Genomic DNA, 25,577 nt, shown 5'->3' with positions numbered 1-25,577 from the left:
GCACCCTGAACAACGAAAAGAGCTGCCCGCCGGATATTCCGGAGGGCAGCTCTTTTCGTCCTATTTATCGGCGTCCTATTTATCGCCGTTGACCGGTGTCGGACCAACTCCCGCTGGGCACGGTCAGCGCCCCGTCACCGCGTACGGTGCTGTGCGGCTCGGACGGCCCACCGGACTTCTCATCCCCATGCCCCGGCCACCACGCGCGGTGCCCGAGCAGCGCGGTCAGCGCCGGGGTGAAGAACATCGCCATCACGAAGGCGGCGATCGCGATGCCGACCGAAATGGCGAATCCCATCTGCGAGAGCACGTTGTTGCCCGCCAGCATCATCGAGGCGAAGGTGCCGGCCAGGATCAGGCCCGCCGCGGCCACCGTCGGACCCGTATGCCGCAGGGCAAGCGCCGCAGCCTGTTTCGGGTCATGTCCCTCGCGGGCCTCCTCCCGCAATCGCGCCACCATCAGGATGTTGTAGTCCGTGCCGAGCGCCACCACGAACAGATACATGATCACCGGCAGCGTGAAGATCAGCCCGGTCTCGCCCTGAATGTGCTGGAACACCAGCACCGAAGCGCCGAGCGTGGCGGCGAACCCGAGGAACACCGACGCCATCAGGTACCACGGCGCGACCAGGCTGCGCAGCAGCAGACCGAGGACGATCATGATCAGGATGGCCGCCACCGGGAACACGATGGCGTAGTCGTGGTTCATCGCGTCCTGGAAGTCGACGAAGACCGCCGTCATGCCGCCGACGGCCGCGGTGGTTCCGGTCGGCACCGCCGCGTGCGCGGCATCCCGCAGCGGACCGCGCACCGTCTCGATCGCGGCGTCCGATTCGGGCGCGGAGGTAAGCGTCACTTGGAAATTGGCGGTGGCCTTGTCCGCGGACAACAGTGGCTCCGCCACCTGGCCGACGCCGGGCACCGCGGTCAGCGCCGCCCGATAGGTGGTGAGCTGATCACCGGTCAGCGCGCCGCCGGTCGAGCGAAGCAGCACGTCCGACGGCTGGGTCGCGCCGGCCGGCATGCCCTTGAGCAGTTCCTTGTTGTAGACCACAGATTCGGACGCGGTCGAGGTCGAGCCCGAACTCAGATCGAAGGTCGGATTGAACCCGACGGCCACGATGCCGAGCGCGACGAGCACACCACCGGACACCAGCGCGAACGTCGCCGGACGCCGCCCGAGCGCCGCGCCGATCGCGCCGAACCGCGCGCCCCTCGGCTCCGCCTGCCACGCCTTCGACGGCCAGAACACCTTGGTACCCAACAGCGAGACCACGGCGGGGATCAGGGTGAGTCCGGCCAGCAGCGCCACCGCGACCGCGATCGCCAGCGCCGGACCGAGCGCCCGGAACATGCCGAGCGTGGACAGGGTCAGCGCCATGAACGCGATGATCACCGCGGCCGCCGCGGACGTGATCGCCTCGCCGACCCGGGTGACGGCGCTGACCATGGCGGTCTTCGGATCCTCCCCCGCCCGCAGCCGTTCCCGGTAGCGGAACATCAGGAACAGGATGTAGTCGGTGCCGACACCGAACAGCACCACCAGCAGGATGGCATTGACCGAACTGTCTATCTTGAGGTCGAAAGCCTTGGCCACCATGGCGATCAGGCCGGTGACCACGCTGGAGACCGCACCGATGGTGACGATCGGCAGCAAGGCGATCACCGGGCTGCGGAAGATGATCAGCAACAGCACCAGGATCAGGATGATCGTCGCGGCGCCGATGATGGCCATGCCCTTGTTGCTCGACTCCACCTGATCCAGCAGCTGCGCCGCCTGACCGGTGATGCCCGCCTTCAGCTCGGTGTCGCGCACCTGTTCCTGCAACGAGCTGCGCAACGCCTTGACCGCGTCGCTCTGGGTGGTGTCACTCGCGCTGGTCGCCTTCGTCAGCTGCACCGCGATGACCTGGATCAACCGGTTCTCCGACGGTGGAATCGCCTGGAGGCCGAGCACATCCTTGATCTTCGCGTCGGTGAGCTTCGCGCCGATCGACGCGACCGCGGTCGCGTCGGCGTCATCGAGCTGCGCCCCGTCGGACCGGGCGAAGACGATGAGCGCCGAGGGCGCCGCGCTCTGCGGAAAGGCCTTCTGCTGCATATCGAGTGCCTGGATCGACTCGTAATGCGAAGGCAGGAAATCGGATTGGTCGGTGGTCGAGGTGAGCTGCGGTGCCGCCGCGACCACGCCGACGATGATGAGCAGCCACAGGCCGATCACCTTCCACGGATGGTGCACGACCAACTGCCCGAGGCGAGCAAACATGGGGGACAAGTCCTTTCGGTATCCGAGCCGCAGCTCAGATGTCGAGATCCTCGATGGGCGGGTGTTCGGTGACGTCGACGAGCGTGCGGTAGATCTTCAGCGGAACCCGGTCGTGCAGTTCCGCCACCGAATCCAGCACCTGCAGCGTGGAATCGCCCCAGCTCTGATCCTCGAGGTCGAAACCGTTGCGCCAGTCCTTCTTCAGGTCTTTGACCCAGTCGGTCATCACCGAGAAGTCGGTCCAGTCCGTGGTCTGCTTGTGCACCGCGTACTTGCCCTTGCGACTCAGATAGACCCGGACCTGCTCAACGCCGACCCTGGTGAACTGTGTCGACTCCGCCAGCAGGCGGCCGGCGAACCGCTGCGCCCGCCCGCCCCCGGGCCCCACCTTCACCACGACTTCGCGGAACTCGTCGGAGTCCCCCTTCTCGAAGTGCACAACCTCATCCACCGCGTGCTGCGATTCCATGATGACTCCATTCATAAATGAGTGCGCATGCGCGCATAGACTTAGCAGTCGACGAACCCCTCATGCGTTCCCGTCGACCCCCAACAGATCTGCCGTGTATCCGTTGCGCCGGACCGCCTGCGTCAGGCGTTCCGTCTTGGCCAACTATATGTAGATGTATACGTATAGCGCAAGACCCTGTTGATGCCCGATTTATCGGTGCACTACAGAGGGGTCGGCTTAAGGATTCAGGCGCCGATTTGGCCGGCTGCGGCCGGTTCCTTCCGGATCGCGGGGCGGCGGCGTTCGCGCAGGGCGAGGAGGAGCGGGATGCCGAGGCCGATGATCAGGCCGAGGGCCGCGGCCGCGCCGAAGCCCGCGGGGAAGCCGCCGGCGTCGATGGCGATGCCGGCCACGGAGCTGCCGATGCCGTTGCCGAGGGTGAGGGCGGCGCTGTGCCAGCCGATGGCTTCACCGCGACCGCCTTCGGGGACCACTCGGCTCATTTGATCGATGGAGGCGGTAATCGTTGGGGCACAGAAGAATCCGGCGACAAGGCCGGTGATCGCGAGGGAGATCGGACCGATGGCGAAGCACATCGGGATGGTGACCGCGCCGAGGCCGGCGAGCAGGAGGTAGGTCGAGATGGGGCGGTGCAGGGCGCCGTAGATGAGGCCGCCGACGATCGAGCCGAAGCCCCAGACGGCCAGGACCACGCCGAGCCATTGCTGCGCCTCGAACTCACGGATGGCGGAGACGAAGGTCAGTTCCGAGCCGGCGAGGACCGCGATGGCCGCGCTCGCGCCGACGCACAGGGCGACGAACTCGAGGCGGAACCAGCTGCGGCGCGGGACGGCGACCGAGCTCGCGCGGTCGGCGTCGGCGGCGGAACGCAGGGGTGGGTTGCGGACCCACAGCAGAATGCCCGCGAGCACCAAAGTCATTTGGACGAAGAACAACACCATGGTGGTCGACCAGATGCCCGCGGCGGCGACGCCGACGATCGGTCCGACCATGAACGCGCATTCGACGGACACCGCTTCCAGCGCGAGCGCGGGCTGGCGGTTCTGCTCGGTGGTCGCGGCGATGACCGCCTGCCGGACCACGGTGAAGATCGGCACGTCGAACAGGCCCGCGATGGCGGCCAGGATGAGCAGCGGAACGTAGTCGACGAACGGCGCGATCGACCAGCACACCGCGCCGATCAGGATGGACGGCGCGATGGTGCGGCGCAGTCCGAATCGGTCGAGCAGCCGCCCGCGCCAGGGTCCGCTCAGCGCGATGCACACGGTGACGATCGTGCTCAGCGCTCCGGCCTGCACATACGATCCGTGCAGCGTCTGCACGACGTGCAACGCGAGCAGCACGGCCCCGGCGAAAAACGGGATACGCACCAAGGCCCCGAGCAGCAGTACATTCCGCACCGCCGCACTCGACAAAACCACCCGATAGGACCGCACCAACCGAGCTTGTCACGCCCCACCGACAACCCGCCAGCGATTTATCCCATGAATTCAACCCCCATCGGCACACTCGGCCAACCACTCAACACGCAAGCGGTAGTTCACCTTTCACCCCAACTGCGGCGCACCTTTCCGCCTGCCGCGTACGTCACTGCTAGCGATACCGTGCGCGGCTGCACAATTCGTACGCGGCGACGCCCCACCGATCAGTTCGTGAGTCCGGCGCGGTCGAGCAGGTAGTCGATCATGGGTTCGTAGTACTCGGGGAAGACGCCGTCGTCGAGCGGAACGGTGACCGCGATCTTGCCCTCGGCATGCCCGGCGAACAGCGCGGGGTCGTTGCAGTCGGCGAATCCGACGGTGTCGATGCCGGCTTCGCCCGCGGTTCCGGCCCAGCCGTGGTCGGCCATGACGAGGTCGGGCCAGGGGTGTGGCTCCGGACTGTCGCGCAGTTCTTGCAGCATGGCCTGCATCGGGTTCGGGTCGTGCGTGTGCTGTAGCCGGCTGCCGGTGCGGAGCGCGGCAACGCCTGAGGTGTAGACGATTTCGCGAACCCGCGAGCCGTTGGCGGTGATGACCTGGTACGACCAGCCGGCGGCGGGGGTCAGGATCGTGCAGCCCGCGGCGTGCAGCGCATCCTCGACGGCTCGATAGACACCCATGAGCGGTCCCGGATGACCGGTCGCCAGCAACACCGTCTGTTGATCACGTGCGGCCTGCCCGATTCTGGCGCCCATCTCGTCGAGCGCCGCGATGGTCAGGTCGACGCCGATGGTATCGGCCCCCTGCCGGTGCCGCGGATCGGGATTGACTCCGCACAGCCGCGCCATCATGTCCAGCGTCTCGTCGAACGTCCAATCCTTCAGCGTCAGCCCGAATTGATATCCGGGGTCCTTCGCGACCATCCGCCGGTAGTGCGCCAGGTTCCCCTCGCGCGGTGTCGCGACATCCCCCGCTATCCGAGTCTGTAGCAGATGCTTCCGCAACAGCGCCCGATCATATGGCTGCACCAACAATCCCACCTCCGCATCGGCCGACCGCCGCCGAGCCAGATGCACGGACGCAGTCTTCGATCGCCGTCAATACGACACTACAAGCAGCGATGGGCGCACTGCGCGCGTCCGACTAGTTCGCCGGCTCGAGGAAGGGGTTGCGGACCTCGAGGCCGAGGAAGTCGCGGCCGTGCTGAAGATCTTCCGACAGTAGGTATTTCGCGCCGGACTGGCACGCGGCCTCGATGATCAGCGCGTCCCACCAGGACACGGTGTGTTGTTCAGCGAGGAATGAGGCGTTCATGACGATCAACGGATCGGTATCGCGGGCACACCATTCGCTGTACAGCGCGATGACGCGTCGCGCTTCGGCCGGGCTCAGCGGTGGCTTGAACTTGCGCGTGGCGACCGAATAGAACTCCTGGAGGACCTGGGTACTGAGCAAGCCGGCGTTGCGCTCCCACAGATCCGCAAGCACGGCACGCGCGATCGCGCTGCGCTTGTTGTCGCCGGCCTCGTAGGCATAGAGCAGGATGTTGGTATCGATGAAGACTCGTTCCGAGTTCATCGAGCCAGAGCTTCGTCACGGTCATAGAGGTCTTCGCGACGCCACGTGATGCGACCACCACTTCCTCGCCCGGCCGCCTCCGCCATGAGCTCCAGCGCCTGCACCCTCGCTGCCTCGTAACGGGCGTAGTCGGCGGCGATCTCGCGGACCTGCTGCGCCAATAGCGCGCTGACAGAGGTTCCCTGCCTTGCCGCGATCACCTTCGCCTGCGCGATCACCTCTTCATCCAGCTGAAGCGTCAGGTTCCTTTTGGCCATGCCACAGGATATCACGTGGTCCACGTGGAAATCACGTGGATTCACCTCGCCTTCCGGAAACGACGAAGGCCCGCCTCCCGAAACGGGAAGCGGGCCTTCGACTTTCAGACCGGGAAGGCTACTTGGCCTTCTCCAGCACCTCGACCAGACGCCAGCGCTTGGTCGCCGACAGCGGTCGGGTCTCCATCAGCTGGACGCGGTCGCCGATGCCGGCGATCTCGTTCTCGTCATGCGCCTTCACCTTGGAGGTGGTGCGAATGATCTTGCCGTAGAGCTTGTGCCGGTTACGGTCTTCCAGCTCGACGACGATCGTCTTGTTCATCTTGTCCGAGACGACGTAGCCGGTGCGAACCTTGCGGCTGTTACGCTCTTCGACTTTCTGTTCGGTCATGCCGCATCTCCCTTGTCAGCGGGTCCGGAGGCCAGACCGAGCTCGCGCTCGCGCATGACCGTGTAGATGCGCGCGATTTCGTGACGAACCACGCGCAGCCGACGGTTGTTGTCCAGCTGACCCGTCGCCATCTGGAAGCGCAGGTTGAACAGCTCTTCCTTGGAGTCGCGCAGCTTCTGCACCAACTCTTCTTCGGTGAGCTCGCGGAGCTCTGCGGCCGGTGTTTCGGTAGCCATCAGAACTGCTCCTCCCTGGTCACGATCCTGCACTTCATCGGGAGCTTGTGCATCGCGCGGCGCAGGGCCTCGCGAGCGATCTCCTCATTGGGGTAACTCATCTCGAACATCACGCGGCCGGGCTTGACGTTCGCGATCCACCACTCGGGCGAACCCTTACCGGAACCCATGCGGGTTTCGGCAGGCTTCTTGGTGAGCGGGCGATCCGGGTAGATGTTGATCCAGATCTTGCCGCCACGCTTGATGTGGCGGGTCATCGCGATACGTGCCGACTCGATCTGCCGGTTGGTCACGTAAGCCGGCTCCAGCGCCTGGATCCCGAACTCGCCGAACGCCACCGAGGTGCCGCCCTTGGCCATGCCGGAACGACCGGGGTGGTGCTGCTTGCGGTGCTTGACCTTACGAGGCATCAGCATTGCGTCAGCCCTCCTGTGTCTCTGCCGGAGCGTCCACCACCGCGGTGGCGGCGCGCCCGGCCTCGGTGCTGGTCGCCGTGGTACCGGCGGAGCCGGACCGACGCGGGCGAGACGGACGCTCACGGCGCGGACGATCGCGATCGCCGGCCGGTGCGCTGGCGGCGGCGAGCTCACGCTTGCCACCGACGATGTCGCCCTTGTAGATCCAGACCTTCACGCCGATGCGACCGAAGGTGGTCTTGGCCTCGTAGAGGCCGTAGTCGATGTCGGCACGCAGCGTGTGCAGCGGGACCCGACCCTCGCGGTAGAACTCCGAGCGCGACATTTCGGCGCCACCGAGGCGGCCCGAGCACTGCACGCGGATGCCCTTGACGTTCGGCGAACGCATGGCCGACTGGATGGCCTTACGCATCGCACGACGGAACGCCACGCGGTTCGACAGCTGCTCGGCCACGGCCTGAGCAACCAGCTGCGCATCCGACTCGGGGTTCTTGACCTCGAGGATGTTCAGCTGCACCTGCTTCTTGGTGAGCTTCTCCAGCTCGGCCCGGATGCGATCGGCCTCGGCGCCACGGCGACCGATGACGATGCCCGGACGAGCGGTGTGGATGTCGACCCGAACGCGATCCCGCGTCCGCTCGATCTCCACCTTGGAGATGCCCGCCCGCTCCATGCCCGTGGCGAGGAGCTTACGGATGGCGACGTCTTCCTTGACGTAGTCCGAGTACTGCTTGTCCGCGTACCAACGCGACTTCCAGTCGGTGGTGATACCGAGGCGGAAGCCATGGGGATTGATTTTCTGTCCCATTTACTTTGCCCCTCCCTTCCGGCGGTTGCGAGTTGCTCCACCGGCGGTGGGGATGCTCTCGACCTCGATGGTGATGTGGCTGGTGCGCTTGCGAATGCGGAACGCACGACCCTGGGCGCGCGGCTGGAACCGCTTCATGGTCGCACCCTCGTCGACGTAGGCCGTCGAGATGACCAGGGTGGCCGGGTTCAGGCCGAGGTTGTTCTCGGCGTTCGCCGCGGCACTGGCCACGACCTTGGCCACCGGCTCGCTCGCGGCCTGCGGCGCGAACTTCAGGATCGCCAGGGCGTCCTCGACTCGCTTGCCGCGGACCAGGTCCACGACTCGGCGAGCCTTCATCGGGGTCACGCGAACGTGCTTGGCCGTCGCGCGTGCAGTCGGATTCTGAGTGTCAGTCGTCATCGCCGCTTGCTCTTCCGGTCGTCCTTGATGTGGCTCTTGAACGTCCTGGTCGGCGCGAACTCACCGAGCTTGTGCCCGACCATGTTGTCCGAGACGAACACCGGCACGTGCTTGCGACCGTCATGGACGGCGAAGGTGTGACCGATGAAATCGGGGATGATGGTCGAACGACGCGACCAGGTCTTGATGACCTGCTTCGTGCCCTTCTCGTTCTGCACGTCCACCTTCGCGAGGAGGTGGTCGTCGACGAACGGGCCTTTCTTGAGGCTGCGTGGCATTTCTTACCTCCTCCTTCAGCGCTTGTTCTTGCCGGACTTGCGGCGGCGGACGATGAGCTTGTCGCTCGGACGGTTGGGCTTGCGGGTGCGGCCTTCCGGCTGTCCCCACGGCGAGACCGGGTGGCGACCACCGGAGGTCTTGCCCTCACCACCACCGTGCGGGTGGTCGACCGGGTTCATCACGACACCACGGACGGTGGGGCGACGGCCCTTCCAGCGCATACGGCCGGCCTTGCCCCAGTTGATGTTCGACTGCTCGGCGTTGCCGACCTCGCCGACGGTGGCGCGGCAGCGCACGTCGACGCGGCGGATTTCGCCGGAGGGCATACGCAGCGTGGCGTAGGTGCCTTCCTTACCGAGCAGCTGGATGCTGGATCCGGCCGAACGGGCCATCTTCGCGCCGCCGCCCGGACGCAGTTCCACGTTGTGGATCGTGGTACCGGTCGGGATGTTGCGCAGCGGCAGGTTGTTGCCCGGCTTGATGTCGGCCGTGGGGCCGGACTCGATCGGGGTGCCCTGCGCGATGCCCTTGGGCGCGATGATGTAGCGCTTCTCGCCGTCCGCGAAGTGCAGCAGCGCGATGTTCGCCGTGCGGTTCGGGTCGTACTCGATGTGCGCGACCTTGGCCGGGATGCCGTCCTTGTCCAGTCGACGGAAGTCGATCAGACGGTAGGCACGCTTGTGGCCGCCACCGCGGTGCCGGGTGGTGATGCGACCGTGCGCATTACGACCACCCTTGCTGTGCAGCGGACGGATCAGCGACTTCTCGGGGGTAGACCGAGTGATCTCAGCGAAGTCCGAAACGGACGACCCGCGGCGACCCGGGGTTGTCGGCTTGTACTTACGAATTGCCATGAGTTCTTCTCTTCTTTCTGGAGTCCCAGGCGCTTACGCGACCGGGCCTCCGAAGATCTCGATGGGCTTGCTGTCGGCCGAGATGGTCACGAGCGCGCGCTTGGTGTTCTTGCGCTTGCCGTAACCGAAGCGGGTCCGCTTGCGCTTGCCCTGACGGTTGGCGGTGTTGACGCTGGTAACCGTGACACCGAAGACCTTCTCGACGGCGATCTTGATCTGCGTCTTGTTGGAATCCGGGTGCACGATGAAGGTGTAGGTGCCTTCCTCGATGAGTCCGTAGGACTTCTCCGAGATGACCGGCGCCAGCAGGATGTCGCGGGGGTCGGCGATGGTGGTCACTTGCTCTCCTCCTGTGCCGCCTCGGCGGGGCCGTGCACGAAGGCGTTGAGTGCCTCCACGCTGAACACGACCTCGTCGCTTTCCAGCACGTCATAGGTGTTGAGCTGGTCCGGCGCGATCGGGTGCACGAACTCGAGGTTCTGCACGCTCTTCCAGGCCGCGAGGTCCTCACGTCCGAGGACGAGGAGGAACTTCTTGCGGTCCGACAGCTCCGCGAGGAAGCTCTTGGCCGTCTTGGTCGACGGGGCCTGCCCGGCAACCAGTTCGGTGATCACGTGGATGCGCTCGTTGCGCGCCCGGTCCGAAAGTGCTCCACGCAGTGCGGCGCGGATCATCTTCTTGGGGGTGCGCTGGCTGTAGTCGCGCGGCTGCGGGCCGTGCACGACGCCACCACCGGTGAACTGCGGCGCGCGGGTCGAGCCCTGACGGGCGCGGCCGGTGCCCTTCTGCCGGTACGGCTTCTTGCCACCACCGCGGACTTCACCGCGGGTCTTGGTGGAGTGCGTGCCCTGACGGGCCGCGGCCAGCTGCGCGATGACCACCTGGTGCATCAGCGAGATGTTCGCGGTCACGTCGAAGATCTCCGCGGGGAGCTCGACGGTGCCATTGGTCTTGCCGCCCAGTTCCTTGACCGGCAGGCTCAGGTTGGCCTTCTTCTCGAGGCTGGTCATGCGTGCGCACCACCCTTCACTGCGCTCTTGACGATCACGACGTTGCCGCGACGACCCGGGATCGCTCCCTTGATCAGCAGCAGGCCGTTTTCGGCGTCGACCTTGTGAACCGAGAGGTTCTGCGTGGTGACGCGGTCGTTACCCATGCGACCCGACATGCGCATGCCCTTGAACACGCGGCCGGGGGTGGCGCAGCCACCGATGGAGCCGGGGCGACGGTGCACAGCCTGCGCACCGTGCGAGGCGCCCTGACCGGCGAAGCCGTGACGCTTCATGGTGCCGGCGAAGCCCTTGCCCTTGCTGGTACCCGTCACGTCGACGTAGGCGCCCTCTTCGAAGACGTCGGCGTTGATCTCCTGGCCGACCTCGAAGGTGGACGCGTCGGCGACGCGGATCTCGGCAACGTGCCGGCGCGGCGTGACACCGGCCTTGGCGAACTGGCCGGAGACCGGCTTGTTCACCTTGCGCGGGTCGATGGCGCCGAAAGCGACCTGAACGGCGCTGTAGCCGTCGCGCTCCACGGTGCGGATCTGGGTGATTACGTTCGGTCCGGCCTTGATGACGGTCACGGGAACGACGCGATTCTTCTCGTCGAACACCTGGGTCATCCCGAGCTTGGTGCCCAGGATGCCTGCCGCGGGCCTGTTCTTGTTGTCAGTCATATCTCCAGTCCCCGTCACTGAATGTTGACGTCGACGCTGGCCGGCAGGTCGATGCGCATCAGCGCGTCGACCGTCTTCGGCGTCGGGTCGAGGATGTCGATAAGCCGCTTGTGCGTACGCATCTCGAAGTGCTCGCGCGAGTCCTTGTACTTGTGCGGCGAACGGATGACGCAGTACACGTTCTTCTCGGTCGGCAACGGCACCGGCCCGACGACACGGGCCCCAGTGCGGGTCACCGTCTCAACGATCTTGCGCGCTGACGCGTCGATCGCCTCGTGGTCGTAGGCCTTGAGCCTGATGCGGATCTTCTGTCCCGCCACGCTAAGTGTCCTTTTCTCCGCTTATACCTTCGTGATCCGGAAGCTGGCTTCCGTACCACCCTCAATTTGCACAGCCCGAACACACGAAGACGTCTCACGAGAGACCGCGACCGAGCACGCATGCTCGATCCTCGCCGCTGTTCATCTGTCATGGTTCTCCGGTCCACGCGGTCGGGCGTGTCGCCCATCCGCTCATTCCTCGGCCCCGGATAGAACTTCATCTCAGGCCTGGAACCGTGTTCCCGGACGTACCCACACCGGTTGACCCGATGAGGTACACGATTGTTGGTACTCGCCTCGCCTAGCCATCCCGTCTCACACGGAAACAGGCACGGCACTGGTACAAGGCAACCCGAACAGTATGCCCGACGCGGTCGGCTACTTCAAATCCGCCCCCCGCGAGTTGCTCCGCCCAGGTCAGCGGCATGACGGCGGAGACAGCAAAGGCGGCGGGTGACGATTCCGAGGGGTCGTCACGGCCGCCGCCGCTGGTCATATCGGGCCGGATCCGAGCGCGCTGCCGAGCCGGAACCGAGCCCGGATCGGTAGGTCAGCGCAGATCCTGGATGACCACGTACTTCGAGCCGGCGAAGACGGCCGGATCGACCACGGCGAACGAGATGGTGCCGCCGCGCGAGTTCGCCGCCTCGCCCGCGACCCCGGCGAATTGGAGGTTCTCGTTGTACCGGATGCCGTCGACCTCGACGCCACCCTGATACACCGAGTCCTCGTCGAGGTAGAACAGGCCGTCGGTGGTCAGCGGGCCGTTGAGCAGCCCGGCGAGCGGACTGCGCGCCAGCGCGACCGTCTCGTTGTGATCGAGGTCGACGCCGAGATAGATGCCGTCCTCCGGCGCGATGACCGGAGTGAAGGCGGCGGCCTCGCCCGCGCCGGCCGAGGCCGCGATGGCGGCGCCACCGAGCGCGATGCCGAATGCCGCGACAACAGAACGAATACCCATGTCTATGAACTCCCAGTTCCCGTGTGCACCAACGGAAATGGCGTCGGCCCCCAGTCGCTTCAGCGAATGACGCAACCAAGAAATATAGCAAGTTGAACCCCCGACCAGGAAGTCCCGGATGCCGCCGCGTAGTGAATTGAGGCACACTCGGCCGACCGAACTTACTCAGCAGTAAGATGAGCGCATGACGAAAGAGACTGCGACCCTCCGCAGCTGGAAGAAGCTGCCGGACAACCGGCTCGGCCACACGCTGTTCTCGCTGGGCATGGTGGCGCGGGTGCCGTACTTCGGCACGGTGCTGCCGAGTGTCGTGCGGCTCGAGCCGGGCCTGTGCGAGGTCACCTCGCCGAAATGGTTCGGCATCCACAACCACCTCGGCACCTACCACGCCATCGCGGCGTGCAACCTGGCCGAGGTGGCCATGGGCATGCTGAGCGAGGCGACCGTGCCGAGCACCCATCGCTGGATCCCGAAGGCGATGAACGTGCAGTACCTGGCCAAGGCCGAGACCAGCCTGCGGGCCGTGGCGAAGCTGACCGAGATCCCCGACTTCAGCACGATCACCGAGGGGCAGAACCTGATCGTGCCGGTCTCGGTCTACGACAAGCACGGACTCGAGGTCGTGCACGCGGACATCACCACCTGGGTCACCCCGCAGTAAGCCCCCGGGCCGCGCCCTTCTAGCAGGGAAGGGCGCGGTTGTCGTTCGCCAGTGCGCTGAGCACCGCCGCGGCCGCTCGCGTATCACCAAGCAGGCCACTGTGATTCGCGATATCGGTCGGGCAGCCGTCTTGCAGCCAGATGTTGCGGTTGTCGCCGGTGGGTGCGGCGAGCAACGCGGTCTCCTGCGGGGTGATGATTTCGTCGGCGCGGGAGGCGAGCGCCGTGTACCGGACACCGGGCACGGTCTCGCCTCCCGCGTTCAGCCGGTTCAGCAGCGGTGACCCAACCACCTGCTGCTGTCCCGGGGTTCCGAAGACCTGGGCCGCGATCTGCGCGTTTTCCAGGCCGAGCGAGGCCAGATCCGGATAGTTCGTCCGGAGTCCGGCCCAGGTCGAGCCCCGATACGGGGTTCCGAGGGTGATCACCTGCGTGACCGCGTCCGCGCCTTGCGCGCGCAGGTACTGCCGGATCACCGTGCCGCCGGTGGAATGACCGACCAGCGCCACTTGCCGCGCGCCGGTGGCGTTGCGCACCGCCTGCACGACCTCGTTCAACTCGGTGGCCATGCGGTCGATGTCGGCGACGCCGTAGATGGTGCGGCCGAGCATCGCGGCGCCGACCGGGCCGATACCCATCGAGGCAGAACCGGCCTGGCCGCTCACCACATCGCGCACACCGGGTGTCGGCCCGAGATCCGCGGCGAACACGCAGTGGCCTTCGCCGCGCAGCAGCGGCGCGAGCAGGGCGAAACTATTGGGTGCGTCGGTGCCGGAACCGTGCACGAGCACTACCGGCTGCGGCCGTTCCGCCGACGGACGGCAGGCCCAATCGTTGGCGCCCGCGAATGCGGGGATGGGCGGCCCGGCGACCGCGGCCGGCGCCTGCAATACAGCCGCGCTCGCGGCAGCGAGTACCAGGCCGGCGATGCGCGCGGCCTGTTTCCGAATCCACATCTCAAATTCCCAACGGTGCGGACAGCGCAGGCCACGAGTTCTTCAACGCGTCTTCCCAATAACCCCAGGAATGGGTGCCGTCCGGATGAATGTCATACGTTGCCGGAATGCCCAAGGTATTCAGGCGAGTTTGCATATTGCGCGAGCAGTAATTCGTGCCCGCTTCGATAGCACCACCCTTTATGAGCTGCGCCGCATAACCGTCGACACCAGGCAGTGAATACTTGCCGTTCAATTCGTCGTACTTCCCGGGCAGCCCGCCGCCGCTGGAAATGTAGATCGACTTACCGCGTAGCCCCTCGGCCTGCACGTACGGATCGTTGGCCGCCCAGCGCGGGTCGTTCGCCGCGCCGTACATGTTCTCCAGGTGTGCCCAGCCCCAGGTCTCCACGGTCAGCCGGACGAACTCCTGGCCGACCGGGTCGCTGATCTGCGCGCAACCGCTGTACGCGGCGACGCTGGAGTAGAGGTCACCGCTGGTCGCGGCGAGCGCCAAGGTGGTGGTGCCCGCCATGGAGAAGCCGGCGATGGCATTGCGCCCGCTGGTCGCGAAGTATTTGTCGATGAGCGGCGGCAGTTCGCGGGTCAGGAAGGTCTTCCACTTCTGCCGCCCGAGCCGGGGATCGTCGTTCACCCAGTCCGCGTAGTAGCTGAACATGCCGCCGATCGGCGAGACGACGTGCACGTTCTTGGTCGAAAGGAACTGCATGGCATCGGTTTCGGTCGCCCAGGTGACGCCGTCCTCGCCGCCGCCTGCGCCCTGGAGCAGATAGAGGACCGGGCGGGGCGCGCTGGTGTCGGCCGCGCGCTGCGTCTCCACCTGGATATCGCGATCCATCGCCGCGGAATGAATTGTCAACGTCAGCTTTCGCGCGTCGTGCTCTTGCACCGCGACAATCGATGACTCAGCCGGCGCCCCATGCGCCGGTGCAGACATAATTGCTATCACCGCTGCACCCACTGTGACCGCGAGCACACGAAGCCGGCCGCGGTTGTTGCCACTCATGATTCCCCTTCTCCTGAACGCGGAAACCACCCGCGTACGGCGCCAAGACTACGGGGCGAAACAACCCTTTTTCATCACTGAAGTTGCAGGGCCACCAATTCTGGGGGCACGATTTCGTGCAATTCTCGAAGTGCTTGCTTTCACTTTGTCCGGCTTGTTCCGAGACCCGATTTTCTGGGGCTCGTCGGGCCCGGATAGTTGCGTCGGCCCGGCCGCAGCGGATTGAATGCCCTCATGGGTGTCAGCGCGGTCCGGGAAGTCGACGTATGCGTGGTCGGGCTCGGTCCGACCGGCCGGGCGCTGGCCCATCGCGCGATGCGGGCCGGACTCAGCGTGACCGCCGTCGATCCGCGACCGGATCGGCTGTGGCCGCCCACCTACTCCTGCTGGATCGACGAGCTGCCGGACTGGCTGCCGTCGACCGCGATCGCCAGCACGATTCCGCGCCCGACCGTCTGGGCCGAGTCCGAGCACCGCATCGATCGCCCCTACTGCGTGTTGTCCAAAACCGGCTTGCGCGAGGCGCTCCCGCTCGACGACGCCACCGTCCGCACCGGACGCGCGACCCGGGTCGACGCGCACGTCGTCGAACTCTCCGACGGCACGACGATCAACGCGGCCACCGTGTTCGACACCCGCGGCCTGCCCACCCTCGGCCGGCGCCGGGCCGCCAGCGCGCACGGCATCTTCGTCGCCGCCGAGACGGCCGCGCCGATGGTCGAGGACGGCGAAGGGCTGCTGCTGGATTGGCGGCCGGAGAACGGCGCTGGCCCCGGCGAGCCGCCGTCGTTCCTCTACTCGGTGCCGCTCGGCGACGGCACGGTGATCTTCGAGGAGACCAGCCTCGGCCTGCGGGGCGGCATGCCGCAGCACGAGCTGCGTAGACGAACACTGAATCGGCTTGCCGCGCACGGCATCCGGCTCACCGGCGACGAACCGACCGAGGCCGCGCACTATCCGCTGGACCAGCCGCCGCCGAAAAAGGGCACCGCACAGGCGGTTCCGTTCGGGTCCCGCGGCGGCATGATGCACCCATGCACCGGCTACAGCGTGGCCGACTCCCTGGCGCTGGTCGACACCGCGATCGACGCACTCCAGCAGGGCCGCGACCCGATCGCCGAACTGTGGCCGCCGCGAGCCCGATTGGTCTACTGGATGCGGATGCGCGGCCTATGGGGCCTCGGCCGCCTCACCACCGAACAGTCGATGGCCATGTTCGACGCGTTCTTCACCGCCTCGCCGCGCGGACAGCGCGCCCTGCTGTCCGCCCACGACGACTACACCGCGCTCGGCGCGGTCCTGTTCAACACGGTCGCGCACACCTGGCCGTTCCGCTGGCGCTACGACCTGGTCGGCTGGACCAACCGCAACCGCTGGCTGGACTACGACTTCGATCAGGCGCCGGTCTCCGCCGCCCGGCGATAACCGCGCACGGCCGGGTAGGCGAACACCACGATCAGGCCGAGCGTCCACAGCACCGTCTTCATCAGCGGCTCCGCGACCGGGCCGCCGTAGGACAGTCCGCGCATCGCGTCGATCGCACAGCTCATCGGCTGATTCTTGATCGTCGACTGCAACCACGTCGGGTAGGCGAAGGCCGGGGCGAAGCCGGTGTTGAAGAACATCAGCAGGGTGTTGATGATGCCGATGATGTTCACCAGCATCACCCCCTCGGTGACCGTGGCCAGCGCGGTGACCAGCACCGCGAAGGCGACGCCGAAGAGCACCGGGATCCCGATCAGCGCGATACCGGCGAGCGGGCCCTGGTTGAACCGGAAGCCGAGCAGCATGCCGACGCCGATCACGAACAGGGTGGTGACCAGCACGCGAACCGCCTCGGCGAGCAGGCGTCCGGTCAAGCCCGCCGCGCGATGAATCGGCATGGTCCAGAACCGGCCGAGCAGACCGGTCATCTTCTCGCCCTTGAACCCGAGCGCACTCACAACGGCACCCGACATCGCCGCGACCAGCGTGAGCAGCGCCATCTGCGCGTAGATGCTCGGCTGGCCGGTGTAGCCGGTGATCGCCTTGCCCAGCACGATCTTGAACATCAGCAGCGTCAGCGCCGGGTACACCAGCGTCTGAATCGTCGTCGCGGGATCCCGCGCCCACACCAGCAGCAGTCGCTTGCACTGGATCAGGCTGTGCGTGACCCAATTACTCAGCGAGTTCTCGGGTTTCGCGGTCACCTCGGGCAGCGGCGTGTTCCCCGAGATCTTGTCGGTCTCGTCGATCGGCGCCATGGGGGCCTGCACAGAACTCATGATCGCCTCACGCTCGCCCAGACCGCCAGCGGGATGAACACGAGCGCGAGCCCGATCACCCAGGTCAGCGGCACCCACAACACTTGCCAGCTCACGCCGCCCGCGGCCATGTCCCGCAGCGCGAAGGAGAACTGGGAGATCGGCTGATTGCGCACGAACCCCTGAATCCAGGTCGGGAAGTTCTTTTCCGGGACGAACCCGCAGGAGAGCATGCCGAAGATCAGCGTCGGCAGGGTCAGCGCCTGGCTCAGCGACTCCGGGCTCTTGGTCAGGCTGCCGAGCGCGTCGGCGCCGAGCGCGAGCGTGGTGCCGATCGCCAGCGAGAACAAGCAGAACAACGCCGCCTGGCCGAAGCCGGCGACGAACCGGAAGCCGATCAGATAACCGAAGAGCACGGCCGCGGTCAGCGAGGTGATCGAGCGAACCAGCCCGGCCGCGATCCGCGCGGACAACGGAACCAGCATGCCGATCGGCATCGTCTGCATTCGCGTGCTCAACCCGGTCAACGCCTCGAACGCGGCCAGCTGTGCGTTCGACATCATGGTGAACGCCATGGTCTGCAACACGATGATCGGCATGACGTACTGCGCGTAATCGATGCCCTGGAACTTCATCACGAAGCGCAGCGGCAGATAGAACCCGAGGGTGAACACCAGCGGCGTCACCACCGCGACGATCAGCTCACCCTTGGTGGCCATGGTCCAGACGATGCGGCCGGACAGCGCGCGCCACTGCGCGAACGAGGACAGCCGGGCCTCGGGTAGGTCCGCGAACAACGCGGCCGCGTCGGCGGCACGGTCCGGAGCGGTAGCGGTCGTCACGCGGTACCGCCCGAGTGTCCGGTGATGGACAGGAAGACGTCGTCGAGCGAGGGCCTGCGCAGCGCGATGTCAGCCAGCTGGATGCCCGCGGTGTCGAGCCGGCGCAGCGCCTCGGTCAGCGTGGCCGCACCCTCCGGCGCCGGAATCGAGAGCCGGTCGCCCCCGTTGAGGGCGGCCAGCACCGCGGCGGGCACCAGGTCGCCGAGCGCGGCGGCGGTCGGGCGCAGCTGCGTCGGGTCCAGCGGGACCACCTCGCAGTAGCTGCCGCCGGTCTTCTCCTTGAGCTCGTCGGCGGTGCCCTCGGCGATCACCGTGCCCTTGTCGATGACGATGATGTTGTCGCTGAGCACGTCGGCCTCTTCGAGGTACTGCGTGGTCAGCAGGACCGTGATGCCCTGCGCTTTCAGCGCGTTCACCAGATCCCAGACGCCTTGGCGGCTGCGCGGATCCAGGCCGGTGGTCGGCTCGTCGAGGAACACCACCTCCGGCCGCACCACCAGACCGCAGGCGATGTCGACGCGGCGGCGCATGCCGCCGGAGTAGTGGCGCACCGCGCGGCGGCCGGCGCTCACCAGGTCGAATTCCTCGAGCAGCGTGTCGGCCCGCTTGCGCGCGGCGGACTTGGTCAGGCCCATCAGGCGGCCGAACAGTTCCAGGTTCTCCCGGCCGGACAGGTTCTCGTCCAGCGCGGCGTACTGCCCGGTCATCATGATCGACCGGCGCACGCCCGCCGCGTCCTTCAGCACGTCGTGCCCGGCCACGACGGCGGTGCCGGAGTCCGGGCGCAGCAGCGTGGACAGGATCTTCACCATCGTCGTCTTGCCGGCGCCGTTCGGTCCGAGGATGCCGAGGACGGAGGCGCGGTCGGCGACGAAGCTGACCCCCTGCAGTGCATGCACATCGCCGAACGACTTCCGCACGTCCGTCACCCGGACCGCTGGCTCACTGGCATGCAGATCTGCTTGGTTCAAGCTCGGCATCAACTCTCCACTATCGGCATTTGCGACGACTCAGGGGCCGCCGGAGCGCGCGCGTATACGTCCCCATTAGAGATCCGTAGCGCTTGGCGTGATGTTACCGGCATGCGGGGTTCGTACCGGGTCGCCCGCGCTCTACCCAACGGGAGCGCGAACTAAATGTGTCCTTACTCACATTCGCGGATATCCGTCCGGCACGGCCCGAATCGTCGCTGGTGAACCATGTCAAGGGCAGCGCGGTGGCGGCGCGCGAGCCTTGTCGGCCCGTCGCGGCGACCATAGTCTGCTAATCGGGGGAACACTCACTCGTCCGCGGCGGCCGCCTCGCAAGTGGCCCGCACGCCGATTTCGATACTGCGAGAGGTGATCATGGCCGAGTCCGCGCAGCCACAAGTGGCGGCGCAGCCCGGAGGATCGGGCCGATCGAACGTGCTGACGTCCTACGACCCGCGCACCGGCGAGACCGTCGGCAACTACGCCGTGATGGGCGCGGGCGAAATCAACCGCACCGTCCGCGCCGCCCACGCGGCCGAAAAATGGTGGGCCGAACTGGGTTTCAGCGGCCGCAAGCGCTGGCTGCTCGACTGGAAACGCGACATCGCCCGCCGCGCAGGCGAATTGGTCGAGATCCTGTCCGAGGAAACCGGAAAACCGGAGGCGGACGCGGCAATCGAGGTGATGCTCGCGGTGGAGAACCTCGATTGGGCCGCCCGTAACGCCGCCCGCGCGCTGGGCAGGCAGAAGCTCGGCTCCACCTGGCTGACCCGCAACCAGCAGGCCTCGGTCGGCTACCTGCCGCTCGGCGTGATCGGCGTGCTCGGCCCGTGGAACAACCCGGTGTTCACCCCGATGGGCTCGATCGCCTACGCCATGGCCGCGGGCAACACGGTGGTGTTCAAGCCGCACGAGCTGACCACCGGCGTCGGCGTCTGGCTGGCCGAGAGCTGGTCCCGGCTGGCGCCGAATCAGCCGGTGCTGCAAGTGGTTACCGGCGATCACGCGACCGGCTCCGCGCTGTGCCGGGCCAAGGTGGACAAGATCGCCTATGCCGGTTCGGAGTCCGGCGCGCGCGAGGTGATCGCGCTGTGTACGCAGACGATGACGCCGGTGGTGGTGGAGCGCAGCGGCAAGGGCAGCATGGTCGTGCACGTCGACGCGAAGCTCGACGACGCCGCCGAGGCCGCGGTGTTCGGCGCGATGGCCAATGCCGGGCAGAACGCGACCGGGATCCAGCGGGCCTACGTCGCCGAGTCGGTCTACGAACCGTTCCTGGAGCTGGTGGCCGCGCAGGCCGCCAAGCTGCGTCCCGGCGCGGACAAGCGCGCGTCCTACGGCCCGATGATCCTGGAATCGCAGGTCGAGGTGGTGCGCAAGCAGATTCGCGACGCACTCGCCCGCGGCGGTCGCGCGGTGGTCGGCGGCCTGGACTCGATTCGCGAGCCGTACATCGAACCCGTGGTGCTCGCCGAGGTGCCCGAGGAGAGCCTGGCGATCACCGGCGAAGGCATCGGGCCCGTGCTGGTCGTGAACAAGGTGACCAGCATGGAAGAGGCCGCGCAGCGCATCAACGCGGTCGGCAACGACGTCGCGGTCTCGGTATTCACCAGAGACGTGCACGAGATCGAGGCCTTCGCCGAACACTTACGCGTCGGCGTGGTGACCATCAATTCCTCGACCGCCTACGCGGGCATTCCCGCACTGCCGTTCGGCGGAGTCGGCGAATACGGCCAGGGCCACAGCCACGGCGACCAGGGCCTACGCGAGTTCAGCCACACCCTCGCCATCGCCCGCAAGCGCTACAAGGCGCCGGTCAACCTGTCCACCTTCGACCGCCACCCCCGCCATTTGCGCTTGGCCAAGACCATCTTTCGCATCCGGCACGGGCGACGTACCTGAATTGCCGCACACCCCTTGATTTTCCGCACAGCCAATCGCATGCGAATCGGTGCGCGGGAAATCAGATGGTGTGCGGCTATGCCTTGTCGCCGAGCAGGACGGCTTGCATGAGCGCGGTGACGCGGGCCAGTTGTGCTGGGCGGGAGTCGAATCGGAGGAGGCGGCCGACGTCGATCACCTGACCGATGGCGGCGTGTACGCGGAAGCGGGCCTCGACCGGGTCGCCGTCCAGCAGGTTGGCCCATTCGAGCACGTTCTGCCGTTGGATGGCGCGCAGCTTGTGCTGCTCGGCCGGCGGCAGGTTGCTGAATTCGGCGTAGTAGACCGGCATGATCTCCGGCATCGCGAAGGTGAGCCGGGCCTGGCGTTCGGCGATGCGGCGCACCGCGTCCTCGCGGCTGGTCGCCTCGGCGAGTGCCTCGGTGATCGCGAGCGCGACCCGGTCGCCGGTCCGGTAGAACGCGGCGGCGAGCAGGTCGGACTTGCTGGCGAAGTAGCGGTACACGCTGGAGGCGTTGATGCCGACGGCCGCGCCGATCTCCTCGATGCTCGCCTCGTGGTAACCCTGCCTGCCGAAGATCCGGATCGCCTCGGTAAGCAGCTGTTCGCGTTTCGACGAGACCGGCAGGCCGCGGGTGACCGGTCCCGGATCCGGTTCCGGCGGCGCGGGCGGCAGGTCGGCGCGCAGGATCGCCCAGGACATGTCGTGCAGCAGCGGCAGCAACTTGGCCCCGGACAGCGCGCTGCGATGCGCGGAAATACTGGCGATCGCACTGAGCACGGCGGCGGCCAGCATCGCCACGTCGGCGGGCGGCGCGTCCGGGCGCAGCAGCGCGATCGGTTCGGCGAGGGTGCCGTTCAGGTCGTCGTAGATCTTGCGGATCCGGACTCGATCTTCGCGTTCCAGGTAGCGCCGCTCCCAGCGGTACAGCCCGGCTTCGCGGCGGATCTCGATGGTGTGCTCGCTGATCGCCCGGATCAGCGCGTCCAGCCGCTGCCCGGGTTCGAGCTGCGGGTCGTCCGCGGCGCGCGCGACATTCAGCAGGTGTCTGGCGCCTTCTTCAGCGGCGGCGACGAGCAGCGCGTATTTATTGGTGAAATGCCGATACAGCGCGGGCCCGGAGATCCCCACCTCGGCGGCGATCTCGTCGACGCCGACCGGGTAGTACCCGCGATCGCTGAACGCGCGCGCGGCCGCCCGGATGATCTGCACCTTGCGATCCTTCGGCCGCCGACGCACCGGCGCACCCGTGACCCGCCCGCCACCGCCCGCGGAATCGCCGCGCGATGCCGGCCCGTCCGGCCGCGCGGAAGCGAGGCCGACCTCGCTGCGATCCGCGACCATGCACCTCTCCGTTCTCCGGCGGCGCCGCTGGTTGACAGCGCCCGACAATGGAACCTAAGTTAACCACAATTCGCAAAGTTAACCAGTATTCATGGCAGGGTAGCCGCTGAGTTCCAGCGTAGGAGCAAACATGAGCAATACCGATTCCGCGGCAGTAGACGTGTCATCCACGCCTGCGGCCGGCTTTTCGGCGGTGCACGACGGCAAGGTGCTGCGGGTGACCATCGCCAACCCGAAGCGCAAGAACGCCGTCGACTACGACACCATGGTCGCCCTCGGCGACACCTTCGTGAACGCGGCGCAGGACAAGTCGGTGCGGGCCATCGTGCTGACCGGCGCGGGCGGCGACTTCTGCACCGGCGCCGACCTCTCCGCCACCGTGCGCGAGGCCCAGCGCGGCATCACCCCCGACATGACGATGGACGCCGCCAACCGATTGGTGCAGGCCATCGTCGACGCCCCCATCCCGGTGATCGCCCGGGTCAAGGGCGCCGCGGCCGGCGTCGGCGTCGCCCTCGCCCTGGCCGCCGACCTGGTCTACGCCAGCGACGACGCCTACCTCCTGCTCGCCTTCATCAACATCGGCCTGATGCCCGACGGCGGTGCCGCCGCCATGATCGCCGCCGCGGCCGGTCGCCCGCTCGCCGCGGAGATGGCCCTGCTCGGCGAGCGCCTCCCCGCCCCCGCCGCCAAACAGGCGGGCCTCTTCACCGCCGTGCTCCCCGAAACCGAGCTCGACCAGAAGGTCGAGGCCGCCGCCGCGAAACTCGCCACCGGCCCCCGCCGCGCCCTCGAACTGACCAAGCAAGCCCTCAACCAAGCGACCCTGACCGCCCTCGCCCCCGCCCTCGCGGCCGAAAAGTCCGGGCAGACCGAGCTTTTGACCTCCCCCGACTTCCTCGAGGGCGCCACGGCCATGCTCACCAAGCGCAAACCGGTCTTCGGCGACTGACACGGCTCCGGCCTGAAGGCTCGGCGCAGCGGGACAGCTAAGCTCCTCGGCTATGGGCTACCTGGCTACCGGGGCAACTGGGTTCATCGGTCGGTTCCTCATCCCCGAGTTGCTGAAACGCGAGGGTGACATCCATGTGCTGGTACGGCCGGGCGCCGAGTCCGCCGACCGGTTCGCCTACTGTGCCCGCGAGTGGGGCGGCGAGGATCGGGTGCGGCCGGTGCCCGGCGATCTCGGCGCGCCCGGTCTGGGTATCGATCCGACCTGGCTGGCCGACCATCGCGGCACGATCGACCACGTCTTCCATCTGGCGTCCAGCTACGACCTCGCCGAGCGCAGCGACGGCACCCGGCATCTGGTCGACGTCGCCGAAAGCCTGAAAGCCGGTCTGCTGCACTACGTCTCGACGGTCGACGTGGCCGGTTCGGCGGAGGGCCTGTTCACCGAGGACATGTTCGACGAGGGCCAGTCGCTGACCACACCGGCGCAGCGAACCAAGTTCGAGGCCGAGCGGATCGTCCGCGCCGCCGCCATGCCGTGGCGCATCTATCGGCCGTCGATCGTGATCGGCCATTCCCGGACCGGCGAGATCGACCGAATCGACGGCCCCTACTACCTTTTCCGCCTGTTGCGCATGGGCGCGCAGCTCCCGCGCATCCTGCCGGTGCTCGTGCCCAAGCTCGGCGAAACCAACATGGTCCCGGTCGATTTCGTCGCCCGCGCCCTGGATCACATTGCGCACCAACCCGGCTCGAACGCGACCACCTACCACCTGGTCGATCCCCGCAGACAGACCGTCGCCGACGCCCTGAACCTGTTCGCCGACGAGGCCGGCGCACCCCACCTGGTCGAGGTGATGCCCAAGCGCGCCCTCGACATGGTGCGGCAAGTCCCCGGCGCCAGCTGGCTCCTCCCCCGCGTCGGCATCCCCCGGGACATCTTGCAGCACAGCGAATTCAGCTGCTGGTTCGACTGCCGCAACACCACCGCCGCCCTCGCCGGCACCGACATCAAGGTCCCCCCGCTGGCCGGCTACGCCCCCCTCATCTGGAAGTACTGGATCGAGAACTGGGTCTGATCACCGAATGCCCCAGCCGCCGTTCAGCTTTCAGGCGCCGGTGACCGTCAGATAGATCAGGGCGACGTTGAGGGCCGAGATGATGGCCGCGATCAGCCAGGCCAGGGTGGTGGTGACGCGGTGGTTGACGTCGTTGCCCATCAGGGCACGGTCGCTGGTGAAACGGACCAGCGGGATCAGCGCGAACGGGATGCCGAAGGACAGCACCACCTGCGAAATGATCAGGGCGCGGGTGGGATCGATGCCGACGCCGAGGATGATCAGGGCCGGGATCAGGGTGACCAGGCGGCGCAGGAGCAACGGGATGTGGCGGCGCAGCAGACCCTGCATGATCATCGCGCCCGCGTAGGCGCCGACCGAGGTCGAGGCCAGGCCGGAGGCGAGCAGACCGATCGCGAGCAGCAGCGCCGCGACCGGGCCGAGCGCGTCGCCGACGGCGGTGTGCGCGTCCTGCAGGGTCTCGATCTCGCGGTCGCGCAACGTATTCGCCGCCATCAGCAGCATCGCCAGGTTGACCGTGCCGGCCAGCAGCATCGCCAGCACCACGTCGACCTTGGTGATCTTGAGCAGCCGGACCCGCTGCGGTCCGACCGGCGGGTGGCCGTGCCGGTCCCTGGCCAGGCCGGAATGCAGGTACACCGCGTGCGGCATCACCGTCGCGCCGATCATGGCGGCGGCGAGCAGCACGCTCTCCGAACCCTGGAACCGGGGCAGCAGGCCGCCGAGGGTGCCGCCGACCGACGGCGGTGAGATGAAGATGCTGGCCAGGAAGCCGATCGCGATGATCGCCAGCAGACCGGTGATCACCCGCTCGAACGGCTGCTGCCCGCGCCGGTCCTGCACCAGCAGCAGACCCATCGACACCACGCCGGTTATCCCGCCGCCGACCAGCAGCGGCAGCTGGAACAGCAGGTTGAGCGCGATCGCCCCGCCGACCACCTCGGCCAGGTCGGTGGCCATCGCGACGATCTCGGCCTGCCCCCAGTAGGCGAGCCGGGTGCCCCGCCCCGACCGCTCCCGCACCGTCTCCGGCAGCGACATGCCGGTCACCAATCCCAGCTTGGCCGAAAGGAATTGGACGAGCCCCGCCATCACGTTGGCCATCACGATGACCCACACGAGCAGGTACCCGAACTTCGCGCCTGCGCTGATATTCGACGCCACGTTGCCGGGGTCGACGTACGCGATCGCCGCCACGAAGGCAGGGCCGAGCAAGAGGCCGGCCGCACGGGCCCGCTGGGACGCAGCTTTAGCGGACTCCGCCATCGTCGTACTCACAGAACAGAATT

30 protein-coding genes are annotated in these 25,577 nt (G+C 67.1%); 5 read left to right on the top strand and 25 right to left on the bottom strand.

Features of this window, described 5'->3' with window-relative positions; genetic code table 11:
* Positions 1–79: 79 nt before the first annotated feature.
* From F3087_RS22810 to F3087_RS22725, 18 genes are all read right to left on the bottom strand, one after another.
* Positions 80–2,266 (bottom strand): MMPL family transporter, encoded by a 2,187-nt coding sequence (locus F3087_RS22810; RefSeq protein WP_150404065.1) that lies wholly within the window; start codon positions 2,264–2,266, stop codon positions 80–82.
* A 34-nt stretch (positions 2,267–2,300) separates the two neighbouring features.
* Entirely contained in the window at positions 2,301–2,735 is a 435-nt protein-coding gene (locus F3087_RS22805) for an EXLDI protein (protein ID WP_191094098.1), read from the bottom strand.
* Between the two features lie 227 nt (positions 2,736–2,962).
* Positions 2,963–4,138 (bottom strand): MFS transporter, encoded by a 1,176-nt coding sequence (locus F3087_RS22800; RefSeq protein WP_223885273.1) that lies wholly within the window; start codon positions 4,136–4,138, stop codon positions 2,963–2,965.
* A gap of 245 nt (positions 4,139–4,383) precedes the next feature.
* Complete coding sequence (locus tag F3087_RS22795; protein WP_150404136.1) at positions 4,384–5,187, bottom strand: phosphatase; 804 nt, start codon at positions 5,185–5,187, stop codon at positions 4,384–4,386.
* 115 nt (positions 5,188–5,302) lie between these two features.
* Positions 5,303–5,737: a PIN domain-containing protein gene (locus F3087_RS22790; protein ID WP_150404063.1), complete on the bottom strand. Its 435-nt coding sequence runs from the start codon at positions 5,735–5,737 to the stop codon at positions 5,303–5,305.
* Positions 5,734–5,994, bottom strand: coding sequence for a DUF6364 family protein (locus F3087_RS22785; RefSeq protein WP_150404062.1), 261 nt, complete (start codon positions 5,992–5,994; stop codon positions 5,734–5,736). Before F3087_RS22785 ends, F3087_RS22790 begins: the two co-directional genes overlap by 4 nt.
* Before the next feature lie 118 nt (positions 5,995–6,112).
* On the bottom strand, positions 6,113–6,385 hold the full coding sequence (gene rpsQ, locus F3087_RS22780; RefSeq protein WP_150404061.1) for a 30S ribosomal protein S17: 273 nt from the start codon (positions 6,383–6,385) through the stop codon (positions 6,113–6,115).
* The gene (gene rpmC / locus F3087_RS22775; protein ID WP_039822417.1) at positions 6,382–6,621 is read right to left on the bottom strand and encodes a 50S ribosomal protein L29; all 240 of its coding nucleotides are present in this window, start codon (positions 6,619–6,621) and stop codon (positions 6,382–6,384) included. Before rpmC ends, rpsQ begins: the two co-directional genes overlap by 4 nt.
* Positions 6,621–7,037: a 50S ribosomal protein L16 gene (gene rplP, locus F3087_RS22770; RefSeq protein ID WP_025347180.1), complete on the bottom strand. Its 417-nt coding sequence runs from the start codon at positions 7,035–7,037 to the stop codon at positions 6,621–6,623. The genes rpmC and rplP overlap by 1 nt, the downstream gene beginning before the upstream one ends.
* A gap of 4 nt (positions 7,038–7,041) precedes the next feature.
* Positions 7,042–7,845, bottom strand: a complete 804-nt coding sequence (rpsC, locus tag F3087_RS22765) for a 30S ribosomal protein S3 (RefSeq protein WP_150404060.1) — start codon at positions 7,843–7,845, stop codon at positions 7,042–7,044.
* Positions 7,846–8,247 carry a 50S ribosomal protein L22 gene (rplV, locus tag F3087_RS22760; protein WP_107654115.1) on the bottom strand — a complete coding sequence of 134 codons (402 nt, stop codon included), beginning with the start codon at positions 8,245–8,247 and terminating at the stop codon, positions 7,846–7,848.
* Entirely contained in the window at positions 8,244–8,525 is a 282-nt protein-coding gene (gene rpsS / locus F3087_RS22755; RefSeq protein ID WP_107654114.1) for a 30S ribosomal protein S19, read from the bottom strand. The genes rplV and rpsS overlap by 4 nt, the downstream gene beginning before the upstream one ends.
* A 15-nt stretch (positions 8,526–8,540) precedes the next feature.
* A complete protein-coding gene (gene rplB, locus F3087_RS22750) occupies positions 8,541–9,380 on the bottom strand; it encodes a 50S ribosomal protein L2 (RefSeq protein WP_150404059.1) in 840 nt (279 codons plus the stop codon).
* A 33-nt stretch (positions 9,381–9,413) separates the two neighbouring features.
* A complete protein-coding gene (gene rplW / locus F3087_RS22745; protein WP_040731336.1) occupies positions 9,414–9,719 on the bottom strand; it encodes a 50S ribosomal protein L23 in 306 nt (101 codons plus the stop codon).
* Positions 9,716–10,390 (bottom strand): 50S ribosomal protein L4, encoded by a 675-nt coding sequence (gene rplD / locus F3087_RS22740; protein WP_150404058.1) that lies wholly within the window; start codon positions 10,388–10,390, stop codon positions 9,716–9,718. The genes rplW and rplD overlap by 4 nt, the downstream gene beginning before the upstream one ends.
* Positions 10,387–11,052: a 50S ribosomal protein L3 gene (rplC, locus tag F3087_RS22735; protein ID WP_150404057.1), complete on the bottom strand. Its 666-nt coding sequence runs from the start codon at positions 11,050–11,052 to the stop codon at positions 10,387–10,389. Before rplC ends, rplD begins: the two co-directional genes overlap by 4 nt.
* 14 nt (positions 11,053–11,066) lie before the next feature.
* Complete coding sequence (gene rpsJ / locus F3087_RS22730; protein ID WP_003938093.1) at positions 11,067–11,372, bottom strand: 30S ribosomal protein S10; 306 nt, start codon at positions 11,370–11,372, stop codon at positions 11,067–11,069.
* Between the two features lie 550 nt (positions 11,373–11,922).
* Positions 11,923–12,333, bottom strand: a complete 411-nt coding sequence (locus F3087_RS22725; RefSeq protein ID WP_150404056.1) for a hypothetical protein — start codon at positions 12,331–12,333, stop codon at positions 11,923–11,925.
* Positions 12,334–12,517: 184 nt separating this feature from the next.
* Between F3087_RS22725 and F3087_RS22720 the strand changes: the two genes are divergently transcribed.
* Positions 12,518–12,994: a hotdog fold domain-containing protein gene (locus F3087_RS22720; protein ID WP_150404055.1), complete on the top strand. Its 477-nt coding sequence runs from the start codon at positions 12,518–12,520 to the stop codon at positions 12,992–12,994.
* Positions 12,995–13,013: 19 nt separating this feature from the next.
* On the opposite strand, the gene F3087_RS22715 is transcribed toward F3087_RS22720, so the two are convergent.
* Both F3087_RS22715 and F3087_RS22710 read right to left on the bottom strand, forming a co-directional pair.
* The gene (locus F3087_RS22715) at positions 13,014–13,949 is read right to left on the bottom strand and encodes an esterase/lipase family protein (RefSeq protein WP_150404054.1); all 936 of its coding nucleotides are present in this window, start codon (positions 13,947–13,949) and stop codon (positions 13,014–13,016) included.
* A gap of 1 nt (position 13,950) precedes the next feature.
* The gene (locus tag F3087_RS22710; protein WP_150404053.1) at positions 13,951–14,955 is read right to left on the bottom strand and encodes an alpha/beta hydrolase; all 1,005 of its coding nucleotides are present in this window, start codon (positions 14,953–14,955) and stop codon (positions 13,951–13,953) included.
* Between the two features lie 234 nt (positions 14,956–15,189).
* Here F3087_RS22710 and F3087_RS22705 point away from each other — a divergent pair, with 234 nt between their 5' ends.
* Positions 15,190–16,380, top strand: a complete 1,191-nt coding sequence (locus F3087_RS22705; protein ID WP_150404052.1) for a lycopene cyclase family protein — start codon at positions 15,190–15,192, stop codon at positions 16,378–16,380.
* Here F3087_RS22705 and F3087_RS22700 read toward each other — a convergent pair.
* Genes F3087_RS22700 through F3087_RS22690 form a run of 3 tightly spaced genes read right to left on the bottom strand, consistent with a single transcriptional unit; the run spans position 16,350 to position 19,020 of the window.
* Positions 16,350–17,219, bottom strand: coding sequence for an ABC transporter permease (locus tag F3087_RS22700; protein ID WP_223885271.1), 870 nt, complete (start codon positions 17,217–17,219; stop codon positions 16,350–16,352). The genes F3087_RS22705 and F3087_RS22700 overlap by 31 nt on opposite strands.
* Positions 17,216–18,040: an ABC transporter permease gene (locus tag F3087_RS22695; protein ID WP_150404051.1), complete on the bottom strand. Its 825-nt coding sequence runs from the start codon at positions 18,038–18,040 to the stop codon at positions 17,216–17,218. Before F3087_RS22695 ends, F3087_RS22700 begins: the two co-directional genes overlap by 4 nt.
* Positions 18,037–19,020: an ATP-binding cassette domain-containing protein gene (locus F3087_RS22690; protein WP_150404050.1), complete on the bottom strand. Its 984-nt coding sequence runs from the start codon at positions 19,018–19,020 to the stop codon at positions 18,037–18,039. The genes F3087_RS22695 and F3087_RS22690 overlap by 4 nt, the downstream gene beginning before the upstream one ends.
* Before the next feature lie 366 nt (positions 19,021–19,386).
* Here F3087_RS22690 and F3087_RS22685 point away from each other — a divergent pair, with 366 nt between their 5' ends.
* Entirely contained in the window at positions 19,387–20,913 is a 1,527-nt protein-coding gene (locus tag F3087_RS22685; RefSeq protein ID WP_150404049.1) for an aldehyde dehydrogenase family protein, read from the top strand.
* A gap of 76 nt (positions 20,914–20,989) precedes the next feature.
* Here the strand turns inward: F3087_RS22685 and F3087_RS22680 are convergent, their stop codons facing one another.
* Positions 20,990–22,258, bottom strand: coding sequence for a TetR/AcrR family transcriptional regulator (locus F3087_RS22680; RefSeq protein ID WP_150404048.1), 1,269 nt, complete (start codon positions 22,256–22,258; stop codon positions 20,990–20,992).
* 130 nt (positions 22,259–22,388) lie between these two features.
* Here F3087_RS22680 and F3087_RS22675 point away from each other — a divergent pair, with 130 nt between their 5' ends.
* Entirely contained in the window at positions 22,389–23,210 is an 822-nt protein-coding gene (locus tag F3087_RS22675; RefSeq protein ID WP_150404047.1) for an enoyl-CoA hydratase-related protein, read from the top strand.
* 52 nt (positions 23,211–23,262) lie between these two features.
* Entirely contained in the window at positions 23,263–24,288 is a 1,026-nt protein-coding gene (locus F3087_RS22670; protein ID WP_150404046.1) for an SDR family oxidoreductase, read from the top strand.
* Positions 24,289–24,318: 30 nt separating this feature from the next.
* Here F3087_RS22670 and F3087_RS22665 read toward each other — a convergent pair whose 3' ends face one another.
* On the bottom strand, positions 24,319–25,566 hold the full coding sequence (locus F3087_RS22665; protein ID WP_263407232.1) for an Nramp family divalent metal transporter: 1,248 nt from the start codon (positions 25,564–25,566) through the stop codon (positions 24,319–24,321).
* Positions 25,567–25,577 lie beyond the last annotated feature (11 nt).

Origin of the sequence: Nocardia colli, assembly GCF_008704205.1 — a bacterium.
Taxonomy (GTDB): Bacteria; Actinomycetota; Actinomycetes; order Mycobacteriales; family Mycobacteriaceae; genus Nocardia; species Nocardia colli.
This window is presented reverse-complemented; position numbering and strand designations above follow the sequence as displayed.

What these genes read in the sequence shown, in the direction of transcription:
- F3087_RS22810 (WP_150404065.1), bottom strand. Translation starts at nt 2,266, where the DNA reads ATGTTTGCTCGCCTCGGGCAGTTGGTCGTGCACCATCCGTGGAAGGTG.
- F3087_RS22805 (WP_191094098.1), bottom strand. Translation starts at nt 2,735, where the DNA reads ATGGAATCGCAGCACGCGGTGGATGAGGTTGTGCACTTCGAGAAGGGG.
- F3087_RS22790 (WP_150404063.1), bottom strand. Translation starts at nt 5,737, where the DNA reads ATGAACTCGGAACGAGTCTTCATCGATACCAACATCCTGCTCTATGCC.
- F3087_RS22785 (WP_150404062.1), bottom strand. Translation starts at nt 5,994, where the DNA reads ATGGCCAAAAGGAACCTGACGCTTCAGCTGGATGAAGAGGTGATCGCG.
- rpsQ (WP_150404061.1), bottom strand. Translation starts at nt 6,385, where the DNA reads ATGACCGAACAGAAAGTCGAAGAGCGTAACAGCCGCAAGGTTCGCACC.
- rpmC (WP_039822417.1), bottom strand. Translation starts at nt 6,621, where the DNA reads ATGGCTACCGAAACACCGGCCGCAGAGCTCCGCGAGCTCACCGAAGAA.
- rplP (WP_025347180.1), bottom strand. Translation starts at nt 7,037, where the DNA reads ATGCTGATGCCTCGTAAGGTCAAGCACCGCAAGCAGCACCACCCCGGT.
- rpsC (WP_150404060.1), bottom strand. Translation starts at nt 7,845, where the DNA reads ATGGGACAGAAAATCAATCCCCATGGCTTCCGCCTCGGTATCACCACC.
- rplV (WP_107654115.1), bottom strand. Translation starts at nt 8,247, where the DNA reads ATGACGACTGACACTCAGAATCCGACTGCACGCGCGACGGCCAAGCAC.
- rpsS (WP_107654114.1), bottom strand. Translation starts at nt 8,525, where the DNA reads ATGCCACGCAGCCTCAAGAAAGGCCCGTTCGTCGACGACCACCTCCTC.
- rplB (WP_150404059.1), bottom strand. Translation starts at nt 9,380, where the DNA reads ATGGCAATTCGTAAGTACAAGCCGACAACCCCGGGTCGCCGCGGGTCG.
- rplD (WP_150404058.1), bottom strand. Translation starts at nt 10,390, where the DNA reads ATGACCAGCCTCGAGAAGAAGGCCAACCTGAGCCTGCCGGTCAAGGAA.
- rplC (WP_150404057.1), bottom strand. Translation starts at nt 11,052, where the DNA reads ATGACTGACAACAAGAACAGGCCCGCGGCAGGCATCCTGGGCACCAAG.
- F3087_RS22725 (WP_150404056.1), bottom strand. Translation starts at nt 12,333, where the DNA reads ATGGGTATTCGTTCTGTTGTCGCGGCATTCGGCATCGCGCTCGGTGGC.
- F3087_RS22720 (WP_150404055.1), top strand. Translation starts at nt 12,518, where the DNA reads ATGACGAAAGAGACTGCGACCCTCCGCAGCTGGAAGAAGCTGCCGGAC.
- F3087_RS22715 (WP_150404054.1), bottom strand. Translation starts at nt 13,949, where the DNA reads ATGTGGATTCGGAAACAGGCCGCGCGCATCGCCGGCCTGGTACTCGCT.
- F3087_RS22710 (WP_150404053.1), bottom strand. Translation starts at nt 14,955, where the DNA reads ATGAGTGGCAACAACCGCGGCCGGCTTCGTGTGCTCGCGGTCACAGTG.
- F3087_RS22705 (WP_150404052.1), top strand. Translation starts at nt 15,190, where the DNA reads ATGGGTGTCAGCGCGGTCCGGGAAGTCGACGTATGCGTGGTCGGGCTC.
- F3087_RS22700 (WP_223885271.1), bottom strand. Translation starts at nt 17,219, where the DNA reads ATGAGTTCTGTGCAGGCCCCCATGGCGCCGATCGACGAGACCGACAAG.
- F3087_RS22690 (WP_150404050.1), bottom strand. Translation starts at nt 19,020, where the DNA reads ATGCCGAGCTTGAACCAAGCAGATCTGCATGCCAGTGAGCCAGCGGTC.
- F3087_RS22685 (WP_150404049.1), top strand. Translation starts at nt 19,387, where the DNA reads ATGGCCGAGTCCGCGCAGCCACAAGTGGCGGCGCAGCCCGGAGGATCG.
- F3087_RS22680 (WP_150404048.1), bottom strand. Translation starts at nt 22,258, where the DNA reads ATGGTCGCGGATCGCAGCGAGGTCGGCCTCGCTTCCGCGCGGCCGGAC.
- F3087_RS22675 (WP_150404047.1), top strand. Translation starts at nt 22,389, where the DNA reads ATGAGCAATACCGATTCCGCGGCAGTAGACGTGTCATCCACGCCTGCG.
- F3087_RS22670 (WP_150404046.1), top strand. Translation starts at nt 23,263, where the DNA reads ATGGGCTACCTGGCTACCGGGGCAACTGGGTTCATCGGTCGGTTCCTC.